This is a genomic window from Prevotella sp. P3-122, from assembly GCF_002251365.1.
Classification (GTDB): domain Bacteria; phylum Bacteroidota; class Bacteroidia; order Bacteroidales; family Bacteroidaceae; genus Prevotella.
Genome location: NZ_NPJH01000010.1, coordinates 1 through 15,170 on the forward strand (window position 1 = coordinate 1; position 15,170 = coordinate 15,170).

The following is a 15,170-nucleotide window of genomic DNA, read 5'->3' on the forward strand; positions in this document are numbered from 1 at the left end:
TGCGACTTAACAAATTTTAAATATAATTGTGATGCCTGTATTAAAAATTTTGTATAATTTTGCATCGGATAACAATTAATTTTAGAATTCATTTTAATTCCAACCATATTTTTTAATTAACAATTTTACAAAGTTATGCAGAAAAAGATTGCTATTCTTGCTGCTATGTTGATGATGGTTTTGTCGTCAGCAATGGCTCAGGTTACAACTTCTGGCATTAATGGTAAGGTTACACTTGAGGCCACCGGTGAGGAAGTTATTGGAGCTTCCATACAGGCTGTCCATGTACCTTCTGGAACAAAGTATGCCGCCGTTACAAACACCAAAGGCATCTATTCCATCCAGGGTATGCGTGCAGGCGGTCCTTACACCGTAACGGTATCTTACATTGGTGCTAAGACAAAGACTTTCGAGAACATCTCCTTGTCTCTCGGTGAATCCTACAACCTTCAGGTATGGTTGACTGACGACACCCAGACCCTCGGCGACGTAGTCGTTACTGGCGAGGCTGGCGTTAACGGCACAAAGAATGGTGCTGCGCAGACTATCAGCAACATGCGCATTCAGGAATTGCCAACAATTACCCACAGCGTGGCCGACGTTGCCCGCATCAATCCTTTCGTAAAGGTTTCAGAGGGTGGTGCCATGACAATCGCCGGTTCAAACAACCGTTACAACGCCATCCAGATTGATGGTGCCATGTCTAACGACGTGTTCGGTCTGACAGCCAACGGTGCTAATGGTGGCCAGGCTGGCACACAGGCATTCTCTATGGAGACTATCGACCAGATACATGTTTCTATCGCTCCATTCGACGTTCGTCAGTCAGGCTTCACTGGTGGTGCCATCAACGCTACCACCAAGTCGGGTACCAACGAGGTACACGGAAGCGTTTACTCTTACTTCCAGAATGGCGACATGGTATCTGACAAGTACGAGACGCACGACGGTAAAGAGTCTGCCAAATATGGCGACATGACCGACTGGACACTCGGTGCTACCCTCGGCGGTCCTATCGTAAAGGACAAACTGTTCTTCTTCGCCAACTTCGAGCGTTCAAAGAAGGAGTATGACAATGCTTATTCTACAGACAACGGCATGTCCAAGGTTGACTTCAGCGTTGCCAACGACATTCTCAACTATGTAAAGCAGCAGGCTGCCGCTCAGGGCGTAACCTATCGTGGAACTCTCGGCACACCGAAGGAGTACACATACTCTGACAAGGTAGGCTTGAAGCTCGACTGGAACATCAACGACCGCAACCACGCCTCTCTGCGCTGGTCATTCGTTGACGCAAAGCAGAACAACAATACAGCAGGTGCAAAGTCTCTCGTTACCAACGACTATGCTTATGACTTCTGCTCAAAGACCAACTCACTGGTATTCGAGCTTAACAGCCGCATCGGCGACAACATGAACAACGAGTTCCACGCAAGTTGGACATCTGTACGCGACAAGCGTAATCCTGGCGACCCATTCCCAATGATTCAGATTTCTAACGTTGGTGGCGGCACACTTAACATAGGTAACGAACGTTCTTCAATGGCTAACCAGCTTAATCAGGACATCTATACTCTTACCGACAACTTCACCATCAACGCTGGCCATCACTCTATCACCCTAGGTACACACGATGAGTTCTACAAGTTCGGTAACCTCTTCTGTCAAGATCTTTATGGCACATATATCTACAATTCACCAAATGATTTTTACGGTGGTAACATTGCACGTTTCCGTTATGGCCAGGGTGTAGAGTCTGTAACTGGCACAAAGCGCTGGATGCCAGAGTTCTCTGCCGGCCAGATTGGCTTCTATGCTCAGGACAAGTGGGCTGTTACCGACAACTTCGACCTGACATACGGTCTCCGCATCGACATGCCTATCATGTTTGACACACCTATACAGAACGCAGAGTTCAATGTATATGCAGCTCAGCAGGGATGGGATCTTAAGACCAACCATAAGATTGCCGTTGAACCAATGTGGTCTCCGCGTCTCGGTTTCCGTTGGGATGTTCTTAAGAACCGCAACCTCATCGTTCGTGGTGGTGTAGGTATCTTCACTGGCCGTGTACCTTATGTTTGGATATCAAACAACTTCTCAAACAATGGTATTGCTCAATTTAGCTATGACTCTCAGCAGAATAATGATAACATACAGATTCAATACAATGCAAACAATGCAGGTTTGGCAGACTTGCGGGTTAACCCACAGTCTCCTGCACAGAATGCTCAGACCATTAACGTATTCGACAAGAACTTCAAGTTCGCCCAGCAGCTTCGTGCAAATCTTGCTGCCGACTTCAAGTTACTCGGTATCGACTGGACCGTTGAGGGCATCTATTCAAAGACCATCAACGACATGATTGTCAAGAACTACGACATCACTGCGACAGGCAAGACTTACAATGAATATGCCGGTCTCGCTGATTATGGTGACAACCGTCCAATGTACGAGAAGAGCACCGTTCCTTATTCAGCCATCTACGTTCTCGACAACGTTTCCAAGGGTTACAGCTACAACCTCTCTGTTAAGGCTGAGAAGAGCTTCGACTTCGGTCTCGACCTTATGGCAAGCTACACCTATGGCAAGTCTAAGACCATCAACAACGGTTCTTCTTCTGTAGCAGCATCTAACTGGCAGTACAACTATACTCACGGCAATCCTAACAAGCCAGAGCTTGCAAACTCCAACTTCAACATTCCTCATCAGGTTATGGTTTCTGCTTACCAGCACATCAATTGGAACAAGAACCCAGGCCGCACTATCGACAACAAGACTACTATCGGTCTTATCTACACAGGCAACTCAGGCTCACCATACTCTATCTATGTAAACGGTGACCTCAATGGTGACGGTGGTTACAATGACCTTATGTATATTCCTACAGATGCTGAGGTTGATGCCATGCTTAACAAGGGTCTCTTCGTACCTGTTACCAATAAGAATACAGGTGCTGTAACAAAGACTTCAGAGCAGCAGGCTGCCGATTTCAAGCAGTGGCTTTCAAGCGAGAAGTATATTAAGAACCATCGTGGTGAATACTTCGATCGCAACGCAGACAACGAGGACTGGGAGAACCGTCTCGACCTGCACATAGACCACAAGTTCGGTTTCAAGTGGGGTAAGGACATCCGCTACATCCAGATTGGTCTCGATATCATCAACTTCACCAATATGCTGAACAAGAAGTGGGGTGCCACTCTCTCACAAGGTGGCTACAACTACTATTCACCATTGTCATACGGAAATATGAAAGTATATAGCGTTGACAATGCTGGTACAATTGTTGAAAGCAAGAAAAGAGGTTATCAGTTCACAAACAAGGGTAGCTACGACATGCGCTCTTACTCTGACTACTACAGCCGCTGGCGTATGCAGCTCACAGCTAAGTTGACATTCTAATTATTAAATTGAAATCGACAATGAAGAAAATATTTGTTATAGCTCTGACTGCTGTCCTTACAGCAATGTCAGCAAACGCACAGTGCTGCGGTAAGGAAGAAGGAAAGGCTTGCTGCGGTGGATGCAAGTACAACCCAAGCTGGTTCGTAAACTTTCAGGGCGGCATTCAGTTGCCCAACACTCCCGGCATGAGCCATCTCATCTCGCCAGTGTTCGGTCTCAATGTAGGTCGCAACATCAGCCCGCTGTTCTCTACACGCCTCGGCATCGAGGGCTGCAACTCTAAGGTGTATAATGAATTTACCGGTGAGAAGCAGAGCTTCAAGTATGCTACAGGATCTTTCGACGCTATGGTGAACCTGCTCAACCTGATTTCTCCGAAGCGCCGCGCCCTGAACCTTTATGGTATCGCCGGTGTGGGCCTCAACTGGTCAGGCATGGCCACAACCAACTCAAGCAAGTTCTCTCCAAACATCCGCGTGGGCGCACAGCTTGACTGGCGCGTAGCAAAGAACCTCGCTTTCAACCTCGAGTATCGTGCCGACAACACCAACGACCAGTTCAATGGCCGTCTGGAACCAGGCTCTCACGACTGGTATACCTCCCTGCTTCTTGGTGTTTCACTCGTTCTTCCTGATGCCAAGCCACAGGTTGTCGTTAAGGACAACTCTGCTGAGCTGAAGGCTCTGAACGACCGCATCAACGCACTTCAGGCAGAGAACGCAGCCCTGAAGAACCGTAAGCCTGAGGTTAAGGAAGTTGTTAAGACTGTCGTAGATAAGCAGACCGTACTGCCTAACGTATTCTTCCAGTGTGCAAAGAGCGACATCAGCACTCAGCAGGCTGCCAACGTGAAGGCTATCGCTGACTTCCTCAAGGCTAATCCTAACTCTAATGTTACCATCAAGGGTTACGCTTCTCCTGAGGGCAACCCAGAGGTAAACCAGAAGCTCTCTGAGGCTCGTGCCAAGGCTGTTGCCGACATGCTCATCAACAAGCTCGGTATCTCTGCCGACCGCATCAAGACCGAGGCTGGTGGCGCAACAAGCGACATCTACCCAGTTAACGAGCTCAACCGTGTAGCTGTTTCTATCGCTAAGTAAACAACTTCACAATTCCATCTATATGCTCCTGCAAGCCCACGCTTGCAGGAGTTTTTTTATGAGGTCGAAGGACGAAGGTCAAAGGTCGAAGGACGAAGGACGAAGGACGAAGGACGATAACGAAGACAAAAACCAAGAAAAGCCCCTCGAACCTATCAAACCCTCTCATAACCCCTCGAACCTATCGAACCCATCAAACCAACAGAAATCTCCTTAAGGAAATGTTTATTTCTGTTTATCGCCTTGAAGAGGATGGCGGCCTTCTGAAAGAAGGTGCTGCCAGGCTTTCGCTTGGGGCGTTAAGAGCACAGCTCTTATAAGACCAAAGCGGAAGCCTGACAGCAAGGCTCTGCCTCCATCCTCCTCAAGGGGTTTATCATGGTTTTTGTCTTCATTTTGGTTTTCGTTTTGGTTATCGTTATAGTTTTTTCTGGCAAGCCTCTTTTCACGCAAAGCATTGCGATGGCGGATGCAAAGCTTTGCAGGAGCGGATGCAAAGCTTTGCGTGGGCGGTTGCAAAGCTTTGCGTCTTAGACAGGCAATAACTGGCACAGATACGGTCTGTCTTATTCTGGATTAGAGGAAAGCTCACCCCACGGGGCACAGTAGCCCAAGGAAATTCCTGTTGAACCATAAAGAAGCTAATGAAAAGACATGAGGAGGAATAAGAAAGGCGGAAAGAGGAGATAGTAAAAATACGAGGGAGGGATTATAAAGACACAAGGGGGGAGGGGGATACCAAAAACAGGCAGCAGAGCTCTATGGCCCTGCTGCCTGCAAGTTTTATGCTTTCACGCAAGCGACGGTTATCTCATTCTAACCTTCCTTGCAACCTGCTTGCCATCTACGGAATAGCGGATGACGTAGATGCCAGGAGTGAAGTGACGGTCGAGGCTGTCGGCAACAAACAGGCCATTGATAGTAAACACCTTCACAGCTGTTCCTGCGGGTATCAGCGAGATACCAGTAGTGATGTTGTTGAATATCTCAATATCACGGCGGAGAATTTTCACTGCGCGGTCTATTACATTCTGGTCCTTAGACTCTAATGCCGCAGAGTTGCGCTCGTAAGAGTCTTTCAGGTCTTGAAGGTCTTGTGGATCGCACTCAATCTCTCCAGCCTCAGCCTTGCGTATCAGTTCCTCCGCCTGTTCAACAAGGGCCTGCAGCTCAGAATAGTCGTTGTCAACGAATGACTCCACAAATTCATTGGTTTTATCAATAAGAGTCTCAGTCTCCTTGTCAACAGTTTTCTGATTTACCTCATTGCTCTTTGCAATGGCTTGTGCTGCTGCAATGGCAGTCTTCAGAGCCTCATACTTCTCAGGAGAGTATCTTCCCGGTCCCTCGCCAACGAAGTCAGCCTTGTCCTTGACAATCGTCTGCGCATCAGTTATGGCAAAGTTGAGTTCAGAGAAATCTATTACCACCTTGGCAGCAGCAAACTCAGCAGCAGCAGCCTTTAAAGTTTCAGTGGCCTCATCCACCTGCTCCTGTGTAGAGTTCTCGTCAGCAAGTACAGCGGCCGCAGCCTTATATACGGCATCATATTTGTCGATAGCCTCCTGTGGGAATTGTCCGTTGCAATCGCCTGCAACACTCTTATCAAGTGTTGCCTTGGCCTTATCCACCTCAGCCTTCAGAGCAGTAACGTTCAGGTAATCCCTGTCGTGAGCCTTGGCAACATAAACATCAATGTCTGCAAGCAACTGTGATGTGATGGCATCGAGAGCCTCCTGCGACTGCGCCTTGTTGGCATCACTCTTAGCCTTGCTGATAACCTTTGAGAACGCGTCTATGTCTTCCTGGAAATATTCACCCGTCTTGTATCCCGGCTTCATGGCAGCAAGAGCGTCCTGCGCTTTTGTCACAGCAGCATTGAAAGCTACACGGTCGAGAACTATGGCAACATACGCATCGATGGTCCAGTAGGCTCCAGTGTTGCCTACACCAGCCTTGTCGCTATATGTCTTAGAGCCGCTCCCCTGTCCATCAACACCAAGGAAGGTGGAGGTAGAGACAAACTTCATTCCGAGCCACTTGCCTTCGAGACGGCATACCTGTATAATGGCAGCAAGTGTATCTCTGTCGGCACGCCACTTGGTATTATAGTTACCGTCACGGACGAGATAGGAACCGTTGGCTACGGACTTCACATAGTATACATCCGTCATGTCCTGATAAGTAGCTTTCTCTAATACCATGAGCTGCTCATCAGAAGCTCCCGTTTCCTCCTTAGTCGTTATCGTGGCATTGCCCGATTCCGTTGTCGTGAGAAGGCATCCGCCATAATGGGTAACGGTATATGTCTCACCATTGGCAAAGTCAGGCAGCGGATTGAAAGAGCCGTTGAACTTCACAATGGCAGCTTCGAGGGCTGCAACGGCAACCTTAGCCTCATCTGGAGTGGTGATGGTTAGCAGGGCATCCTTGGCAGTAGTGATGGCAGCATTAAGCTCATCGAGTGCCGACTGCGGTACCTGATAGTATTCTGTACCAACCTCGGCAGAGGATGCTACGTCCTCAGCCTTCTCTATGGCAGACTCAAGTGCAGCCGTAGGAGTATGCTTTACAAGAATCCAGCAGTTTTTCGAGCTTGTACCGCCCTTGTTTGAATAAACTTCTGAGTTGTTAGTAGTTTTGTCCACACCGAGCACAGAGCCGCTACCCTCATTCTTTATCTGCACGAAGGTATCATACTCAACAACATTGAATATGGCGTTCTTGGCAGTTAGAGTTGTCTCGCCCGACTTTGTGTCCCACGAGCCGCTGCGCCAGATGTAGGTACCATTTGCATCACGCATATTGTAGCCAACAGCCTCTGCGCCCTCAGGAGCCTTCTCAAAGTAGAACACCTGTGTGCTGTCGGCAAAGTCGGGAGTGGCTATACGCACCGTACCGTCGCCTGATGTCAGACTGAGCGAGCCGGCAACATTAGTGATTGTATACCCCACGCCGAGCTTGAACGGAGGATTCATGCTTGCCGTGTATGTCTTTACAGCTGTGTCGAGAGCCTTTTTTGCATCATTTATCTCATCCTGTGTTGTAGCTGTATCAAGTACATTCTTCGCTGCGGCAATGGCATCTGAAAGAGTCTTACGTACGGCTGTTGTGTACTGGCCTTTCTCATCACCTTCTTCTGTGGTATCCAGGACATCCTGAGCTGCAGCTATTGACGCTTCAAGCGACGTCTTCAACAGCTCGTTGCTCTTCTCCATCTCGGCAAGGAAGAAGTATGCAAAGCTCGATGCCGCATCGAGCCAGGCGAATTTGGCTACAAAGTAAGCCTTTTCGGCAGTAAACACAAACTGGCTCTGAACCCACGTGTCAGCCTGGTATTTAATCATTCCTATCTCTGTGTTGGCATCAGTCTCGCTATTGCCCTGCCATACCTGGCTATACTGAGTATTGGTCGACATTCCGCTCTGTGTGCGGTAAGCCCACACCGTGAATACGTATGTCTTGCCACTCTCGATAGCCCATCCTGTCTTGAGGGTCTGGTTAGAACTGCTTCCTGCACCACCGAGAGCGTGAATACAAGGACCGCCATCGGGACCGCCATCGGGAATAATCTCGAAATTGTCGGCAGAAAGGTCAGAGTTGTCACCGGCCTTCCATCCCGTCAGTCCTTCACTGAAGTCTGAGTTGGGAATGATATTGTCGCCTGTGACGATGTAGATACCATCATCGGTAACAATTTTGCCACCTTTAACTGGAGTGTAGGACTCCGCTTCCGCAACATGAATTCCGATGAGCGAAAGCAACAATGCTAATAACAATTGTTTAGTTCTCATAATTGGTAATAGTTTTAGTTAATCATAAATATTTTCTTTTTTATTGTTTCGAATCTGTTTCGAGGACGTGGCCGGGTCGGGAGTCGCCAGTGCCGAGCCTCCATATACGGCATTGACAGCTGGCTTCCCGACAGCCGTGGTTATCCTCATCATATCTGGTTTTACCTTATTCACCATCCATTCCGGCACATTGTAGCTCTTGAACAGGTTCTCATAGTAGTCGGCCGACTGCTGTGGCAGCAGGAAGGGCTTGTGAGCAATGCCCTGGCGGTCGAAATATGACACGTATAGCCTTGTATAGCTACCGTCATCCCTTCGCGATGCGAACACTATCCATCTGCCATTTGACGACCAGTTATGGTAACTCTCAGTATCGGGGCTGTTGGCCTTGCGAAGCTCCCTCATCACACCAGTCTTAAGGTCGAGGACATAGAGGTCGGAAGAGCGATGCCAAATATGGAACTGACCATAGTCGGCAAGTGCCATGAGAAGATAACGTCCATCGGGAGACACCCTCGGAAAAGAGGCACTCTTGCCCATAGCAGCTGCATCAAGAACGAGTCTTCGTTCTCCGAACTTCTTCGAGCGGCTGTCAAATGTCCTGCTATAGACATTGTACTTGAGCGACTGATAGGCAGAGTCGAGCTCGGCATCTATGTCATCGGTCTGGCGGACATAGTGTGCAGAGGCATAGTAGAGCATGTCGCCGGCAGGGCTCCACGCAGGGAATGTCTCAAACTCGTCCTTGCTGTTGTCGATGTCATACACCTTTGAGGTCTTGCGGTCATAGAGTATAAGGTCGCTGGCATAGTCAATAACCTCTATCTTCTGCAGGTCACGTGTGTGGAACACCTGCCCAGTCTCGTTAACCGAATATGCCACCAGTTCCTGCTTAGGATGCCAAGCTGGATAGACACCCGCAGACAGCGTGCTGGCAGTCTTGAGGTTCACCTTCGTCACCTTTCCGTCATCTATGAACACAGTACCGCCATTATACTGCCTTACATGAAACTGGGAGTGTCCCTGCCTGTTGTAGTCTTGCGCCACATGACAGTTTATGCACTGTCCGTTGTCACCTTCGCCATGCATACGGTTGCTGTAGAGCACACGCTCGTCGAAGGAGGTCACGTCACGCTGGCAGAGCACCATATCCTCATAGTCCACGTAAGACGGTTCGATGAGTCTGTAGGTTAGATACTGATCTACTGGCTCCAGGGCAACAGGATTGACTATCGTCACGAACTTATACCAAGTATCTCCATGTCTGACAAAGATATCGGTAAGCAGGTTGCCTCCCTTGGCCTTATCAAGAAGCTTGTGCCAGTCATCAACGTCAATATCCACCTCGGGGCCACGCACTACTATCTCATTGCCTGTCTTAGCGGCGGCAATTCGTACTATGCACTCATCACACTCCGTCTGTACACGGAAATTCAATGGTGCTATGTTAGGCGGCAATGTGGCCCCACTGTTGTCAGGAAACACTTTAGCAAGCATGTTGTTGTCGACAGCCTGGTCGGGCACGGAAGGTGTGCAGGCCGACAAAAGCAACAATGGCAGGAGTGCAAAGATTAGCTGTTTGACTTTATCCATAGAGATATATTAATTAGTTTTCAATCCTTCAACGAAGAAGTAGTAGTACCAGTAGGTATCACCGAACTCTGGCCGCAGCATGTAGGCATTTGAAGCCTGGTCACCATTCTGTGCCGACAGTTCAACGAGTCTTTCGAACCTTTGCCTTACGGTATCATCGATAGGCAGGACCGACACGTCAACACCACCCTTGAGCTGGGCCACCATAAGTGCAGCCTCCTGACAGTGAATGGGCACATGCCCCTTCCATCCCTCAAGCAACGACATGAACCTTGGCCAGAAGCCATCAAGGTTTTTCATTATCAGACTGTTCATCAAAGCCCTCTCAACAATCTCGCGAGAGCCTCCCGAAGAGTAGGCATAGCTGTTGAGCAGGTAGACCTCTATCATACCTCCGTCACCATCGAGCACATCACCATACCTCATCAAAGGCAGTATGCGCCTCATCTCCTTGTCTGCGGCAACCTTTGACGGATTACCGATGAGACCAGAATATTGGTCAGCAATATGGCTATACCATAATGTATGGCGCAAAGACGAGGCATACTTCTCTGCAAGCTTGGCCTCGCCGTTTATGACGGCACACTTAAGCATGTATTTCAGGTAGTCGGGCCGGAGACCATACTCCACCATATCCTCCATACACCAGCGGTAAGCATAGTTTACCTTTCCCTCATAATAATACAGCAAACGGCCACAGAGCAGACGAAGATACTGGAAAGGCCGAGGACTGGCACATGGTGCATCGCCATCGGGACAGGCAAACATCATGTCGCCCGCCCTTCCTGACTGCCATAGTGCCTCTCGGGTGAGCATCACCTGCAAGCGTGTAGGGGGCTGTTCCTGCGAGCGGGCTATTTCTACAACCTTCTCGTAGTCACCACTCTCAAAGGCCTGCTTCTGTCTCAGGGTGTTGAGGAAATTGGCATCTGTAAACGTAGAGTCCAACAGCCACAACACTCCACCTGTCAACAAGGCAATGGACAAAACAACGGCGGGCCAGGTACCCTTGCGCAACGGAGCTAGAAGCAGAAAAGCCACTATGCCATACGATGCCAGTACGGGCCACCAGAGGAACCTCTCGGCTGCATTCCACAAGTAGTCGGGCAAGCCGACAACATACAGTTCCGAGGCTTTGAGATGAACAAGTCCTGAAGTATAGTACATCCGTGGTGCAACGGCTGTCACAACTAACAGACCTAAAATAAACAGAAGACATTTCTTCTTGCGAAAGGCAGCAAATGCAACCATCTCCGACAATGCCGCCATCATAGCTGCCCAGAGCGCAAAAGTACCTACAAGCCAATAGCCCACGCACGGCACAGCCAATGTCCACAGAGCTTTCAGCCATACGTTGTCTGTTCTAAGCCAAAGGCATACTAAGCACACTGAAAACAACATGCCAAGTGGCATGGTAAAGGCTAAGGCTGGAGTCTTGATGAGCCAGAACAGGTAGCCCGACTCTGTATAGGCCAGCAACAACAGCAACGATGGCAGGAGGCACAGGGGCGACCACGCCAGCGATATGCGGAACGCCCTGCGTAACGTCTCTGCAAGAAGCGCAAGTACTGCGGTCAGCAACAAGGCACCCAGCCACGGCAATGCAAAGCAACTCTGCAAGAAAGAGCCTACATAGAACAGCAGTCCACAAGGCTCAGACACCACGTCGCGGAAAAACCACGATGTGGTATAGAATGGTGTCAGCGCTGCTGTCTCCAACAAGAATGGGGTAAGCCACCCCAGAAGGATATAGAGCCCAAGCACCACAAAGGCTATCATGCACAATGGCCAAAGAAATTTCTTTCTGTCTGTCATTTCACTATTATCTTCTTTCCACCTATTATATATATGCCACTTCTCAAACTTTTCCTGTCAACCCTCTGTCCGCTCATATTATAGACAGCATCATCAGCTGGACTGATAGAAGGAATGGTCTCTATGGCAGTCTGAATTTCCATCTTCCTGAGGTTTTCCTCACGATAGTTGCGACTCCATATATCAGCCTCCTCGTAGTCGTCATGCTTCACGGAGTCGAAGTATATACCAAACGTCTGATGTATGGTCTTGCTGTCCTCATTGAGGTAGATACCAGAGCCTGCCAGTGTGGAATTGCCCGATACTGACAGACAAGAGCCGTCGGCAACATTCTTTATCTTATAGCATCCGTCCTCCTGTAGTATGAAATACCATTTTTGCGCCATTTCATCGGCATTATCAGTCATCCACCTCATTGTGCCATACACAGCCTGCATATATTTGCCTGTGGTAGTGTCCTCTATACGGAAGGCATAAGGGTCATCGGTGGCATGAAGACGGAACATAAGGTTGGTCGAGCCGTCATCCTCAATGGTAAGCACACTCTGAGGCCTCGATACAAACCTGTTGGAATAGCGGTCAAGGATATAGCACTCCATGCCGTCGGCAAGTGTCTTCACGCGCTTCATATCATACATATGGTCAAAGACCGAAAGATCCCAGCTGTCATACCATCTGACAGCAGGATAGCCCGAGCGTACGCTCAGCGGCAACCATACATATTTCGAAGACTGAATATTGCCGGAATTCCATCTGTCACCATAATATATAAAGCACTTCTCCTTGCCATGCACCGGTATCACATATGCACTCTGGCTTGTATATGTTGTAGACGCACCGTCGTCTACACAGAAGTTTATACCCGTCGTACCATCGCTTGCCTTAAAATCGGCAGGAGCAGTCCACGTTCCCATGAGGTCGGTGGTCCACATATATCTTCCGGGGTTGGGCGACCAGCCCGTACACCCCGAGAACAGTCCATAATAAGTCTCGCCCACCTTGAATATTGATGCAGCCTCATATTTGCGTCCTTTAAGCTGAGTGTTATAATCAGTCAAAGGTGTGAGATAGTCATCGGCGAGCTCTTCGCAGTTAGTATTTGAGTTCATGTTGGTGGAATAGACATGGTATGCCTTTCCGTCGTCATCCTTGAACAAAGTCTGGTCGCGGGCGTCGCAGTTGTTCGGTCTGTACACGTCAACAAGTGTGTATGGTCCGCTAACCTTGTCGGCAATGCACACACACGACTTGGCCTGTCCGTAATCGGAACCGTTCTCCCAGTGTATCCACATCACCCACTTCCCGGTTTTATCGTTGTATATCACCTTCGGACGCTCAAGCGTTCTGCCGCTTGCTATATCCCGACATTCATCTGTCATGGTGCCTGTTGGCGTTACAGCAAGCCCGAGTCTTTCCCAATTATAGAGGTCTGAGGAGCGGTAACAGCTTATGCCCGCACTTTTACCACCATTTCTGTTCTCACCGAACCAATAGTAGTAACCATCGGAATAGACTATGCATCCACCATGTGCATTGATGGCAGAACCTTGGGTATCGTTCCATGTCTGTCCCGGCGTGAAGGTGTTAGCTGACACAACTGGTTGCGCCATTGTCACGGCAAGCACCCAAGAAGTGAAAAATCTTTTCATATGTTTCCTGTTATTTGTTATATGGAAGTCAAGGGATTTCCGTGTCATCCCCTGACTTCCAAAGATTAATTATCGGTTTACAACCTTCGTTACTTTCTTGTCTCCACCATTAAAGGCAGCAACAACATATATTCCAGAGCCTGGCAGAGCTATGCCCATACCCTGCGTATAATTGTCGACAGCAGCAACTTGGGTTCCGTTTGCTGCGTAAACGACTACCCTACTGCCATCGGCTGCACCATATACAGTGAGCATATTGCCAGAAGCAACAGCCCTGATGCCATCGGCATCTTCTGCGATGACATTCTCTATTGCATCAGTAATCTCCTGAGCGGTAAGACCTGGCAACATAGGTGCAAAGGCTCCATTGTTATCAAATGCGAAGTAGGCTATGTCTGCACCATTGTTCTTAAAGCCTATCTGTTGCTCCACATTGCGTGAATAGCCGCGCAGGCTGACATCGTCCGCCTTAAGAGAACTGATGGATGCGCCCCACTTGTCGCGTTCCAGTGCGAACACAACGCGTATCTGCTTGGTGTTGGCAAGAGTCTCAAAATCGCATGAATATTTCTTGTAGCTATCACTTGTCACCTGCAATGTGGTCTTGTTGTCAGCATTCTGAAGGTCATATATACGTATGCTTCCGAGTTTGGTGCCATCGCTCTTTATACCACCTTTGGCAAGGGCAGAGAATGTGTATATCTCATTAGGAGCAACATCTACAATCTGCGAAATCTCGCCTGCTGACCAGCCGTCATTCCATTTGTATCTGCTTACAGACAACACGTGGTTGTTCTGGTCAACCTCGTTACTGCGTTCCTCTGCAACAATCTCCTGAGTTGAGTTGTACTGGTCGTAAGGATATACGTCCCAACCCTCTATGCGGGTAACGATGTTACGGCTCTTGGAGAAGTTCCACTCTCCCTCGAAGTCAGAGTTCTTCAGAAGGTTACGCAAAGCCTTTCCTGTCTCTACACTCCAGTCGGGCTGCAAGGCAAGGTCGGCAACACGGAAGGTGTCTACGGCCAAGCCGTCACGGTATACGAACACGCGTTTGTCGGATGTCACGGCATAGCGGTATGTATGATACAGTCCGTCGGTGTTGTAGAATGTACCACCATTGGCGGGGTTGCTTATTTCCTCATTGCTGATATATGAATTGGCACCATTGAGCATACCCATTGATGTAGAGTTGATATAGCTCTGGAAGCCAACCTTGTCTGCTGTAACGGCAAACGGTGCAAGTTCCATAGAAGGATCGTCAACCTTAGCCCTTACCTCTACAGTAAATCCGTCGGTACCGGGAGCAAAGCCCTCAAAGGTTTTATTCATGTCATCACCTCCAGTATAAACGGGATTCTGACTGATATCCTTCACATCAAGGGCTGAGCCGAATGAGCGTACATCAACATAGGTACGCAAGTCACCGCTTCGGAGTATTACCTTACCTGTATTCTCTGCAAGAGTTGTAGTATTTACCACTGTCAGTTTCTGGTCACCACCGTCTGCCTTTATGGTTGTCGGAGACACGGCAAATCCATGTGTCGCCGACACCTTGATGTCGGAAACAAGATTCTCAGCATGGATAGTGAAGGTTGCGCTGTTTCCTGTACCATCGATAACAAGTGAATCTGTTGATGCCGTCAGGCTGGCGAAGGCAGGAGCGTAGGCACCTGTGGTATCGTAGGTGAAGTATGCTATATCGGCACCATTGTTCTGGAAACCTACAGTTGCGGCAACGTTGCGGTCAACGCCAGTGAGCTTGACATCATCGACCTTAAGTGAACTGATGGATGCACCCCACTTGTCGA

8 protein-coding genes are annotated in these 15,170 nt (G+C 48.9%); 2 read left to right on the plus strand and 6 right to left on the minus strand.

Annotation, left to right across the window (positions count from 1 at the left end; genetic code table 11):
* Window positions 1-135 precede the first annotated feature (135 nt).
* Both CIL02_RS01975 and CIL02_RS01980 read left to right on the plus strand, forming a co-directional pair.
* Window positions 136-3,405, plus strand: a complete 3,270-nt coding sequence (locus CIL02_RS01975) for a carboxypeptidase regulatory-like domain-containing protein (RefSeq protein ID WP_094398806.1) — start codon at window positions 136-138, stop codon at window positions 3,403-3,405.
* 20 nt (window positions 3,406-3,425) lie between these two features.
* Window positions 3,426-4,508 (plus strand): OmpA family protein, encoded by a 1,083-nt coding sequence (locus CIL02_RS01980; protein WP_094398807.1) that lies wholly within the window; start codon window positions 3,426-3,428, stop codon window positions 4,506-4,508.
* A 225-nt stretch (window positions 4,509-4,733) separates the two neighbouring features.
* Here the strand turns inward: CIL02_RS01980 and CIL02_RS01985 are convergent, their stop codons facing one another.
* The 6 genes from CIL02_RS01985 to CIL02_RS16210 all read right to left on the minus strand — a co-directional run.
* On the minus strand, window positions 4,734-5,060 hold the full coding sequence (locus tag CIL02_RS01985) for a hypothetical protein (RefSeq protein ID WP_141210084.1): 327 nt from the start codon (window positions 5,058-5,060) through the stop codon (window positions 4,734-4,736).
* 254 nt (window positions 5,061-5,314) lie between these two features.
* Window positions 5,315-8,302: a carbohydrate binding domain-containing protein gene (locus tag CIL02_RS01990; protein ID WP_094398809.1), complete on the minus strand. Its 2,988-nt coding sequence runs from the start codon at window positions 8,300-8,302 to the stop codon at window positions 5,315-5,317.
* 18 nt (window positions 8,303-8,320) lie between these two features.
* Window positions 8,321-9,895: a PD40 domain-containing protein gene (locus tag CIL02_RS01995; protein ID WP_094398810.1), complete on the minus strand. Its 1,575-nt coding sequence runs from the start codon at window positions 9,893-9,895 to the stop codon at window positions 8,321-8,323.
* Between the two features lie 9 nt (window positions 9,896-9,904).
* On the minus strand, window positions 9,905-11,710 hold the full coding sequence (locus CIL02_RS02000; protein ID WP_094398811.1) for a DUF6057 family protein: 1,806 nt from the start codon (window positions 11,708-11,710) through the stop codon (window positions 9,905-9,907).
* Entirely contained in the window at window positions 11,707-13,359 is a 1,653-nt protein-coding gene (locus CIL02_RS02005; protein WP_240513497.1) for an RICIN domain-containing protein, read from the minus strand. Before CIL02_RS02005 ends, CIL02_RS02000 begins: the two co-directional genes overlap by 4 nt.
* Window positions 13,360-13,428: 69 nt before the next feature.
* On the minus strand, window positions 13,429-15,170 hold a 1,742-nt coding region (locus CIL02_RS16210), incomplete at its 5' end, for a carbohydrate binding domain-containing protein (protein ID WP_094398813.1).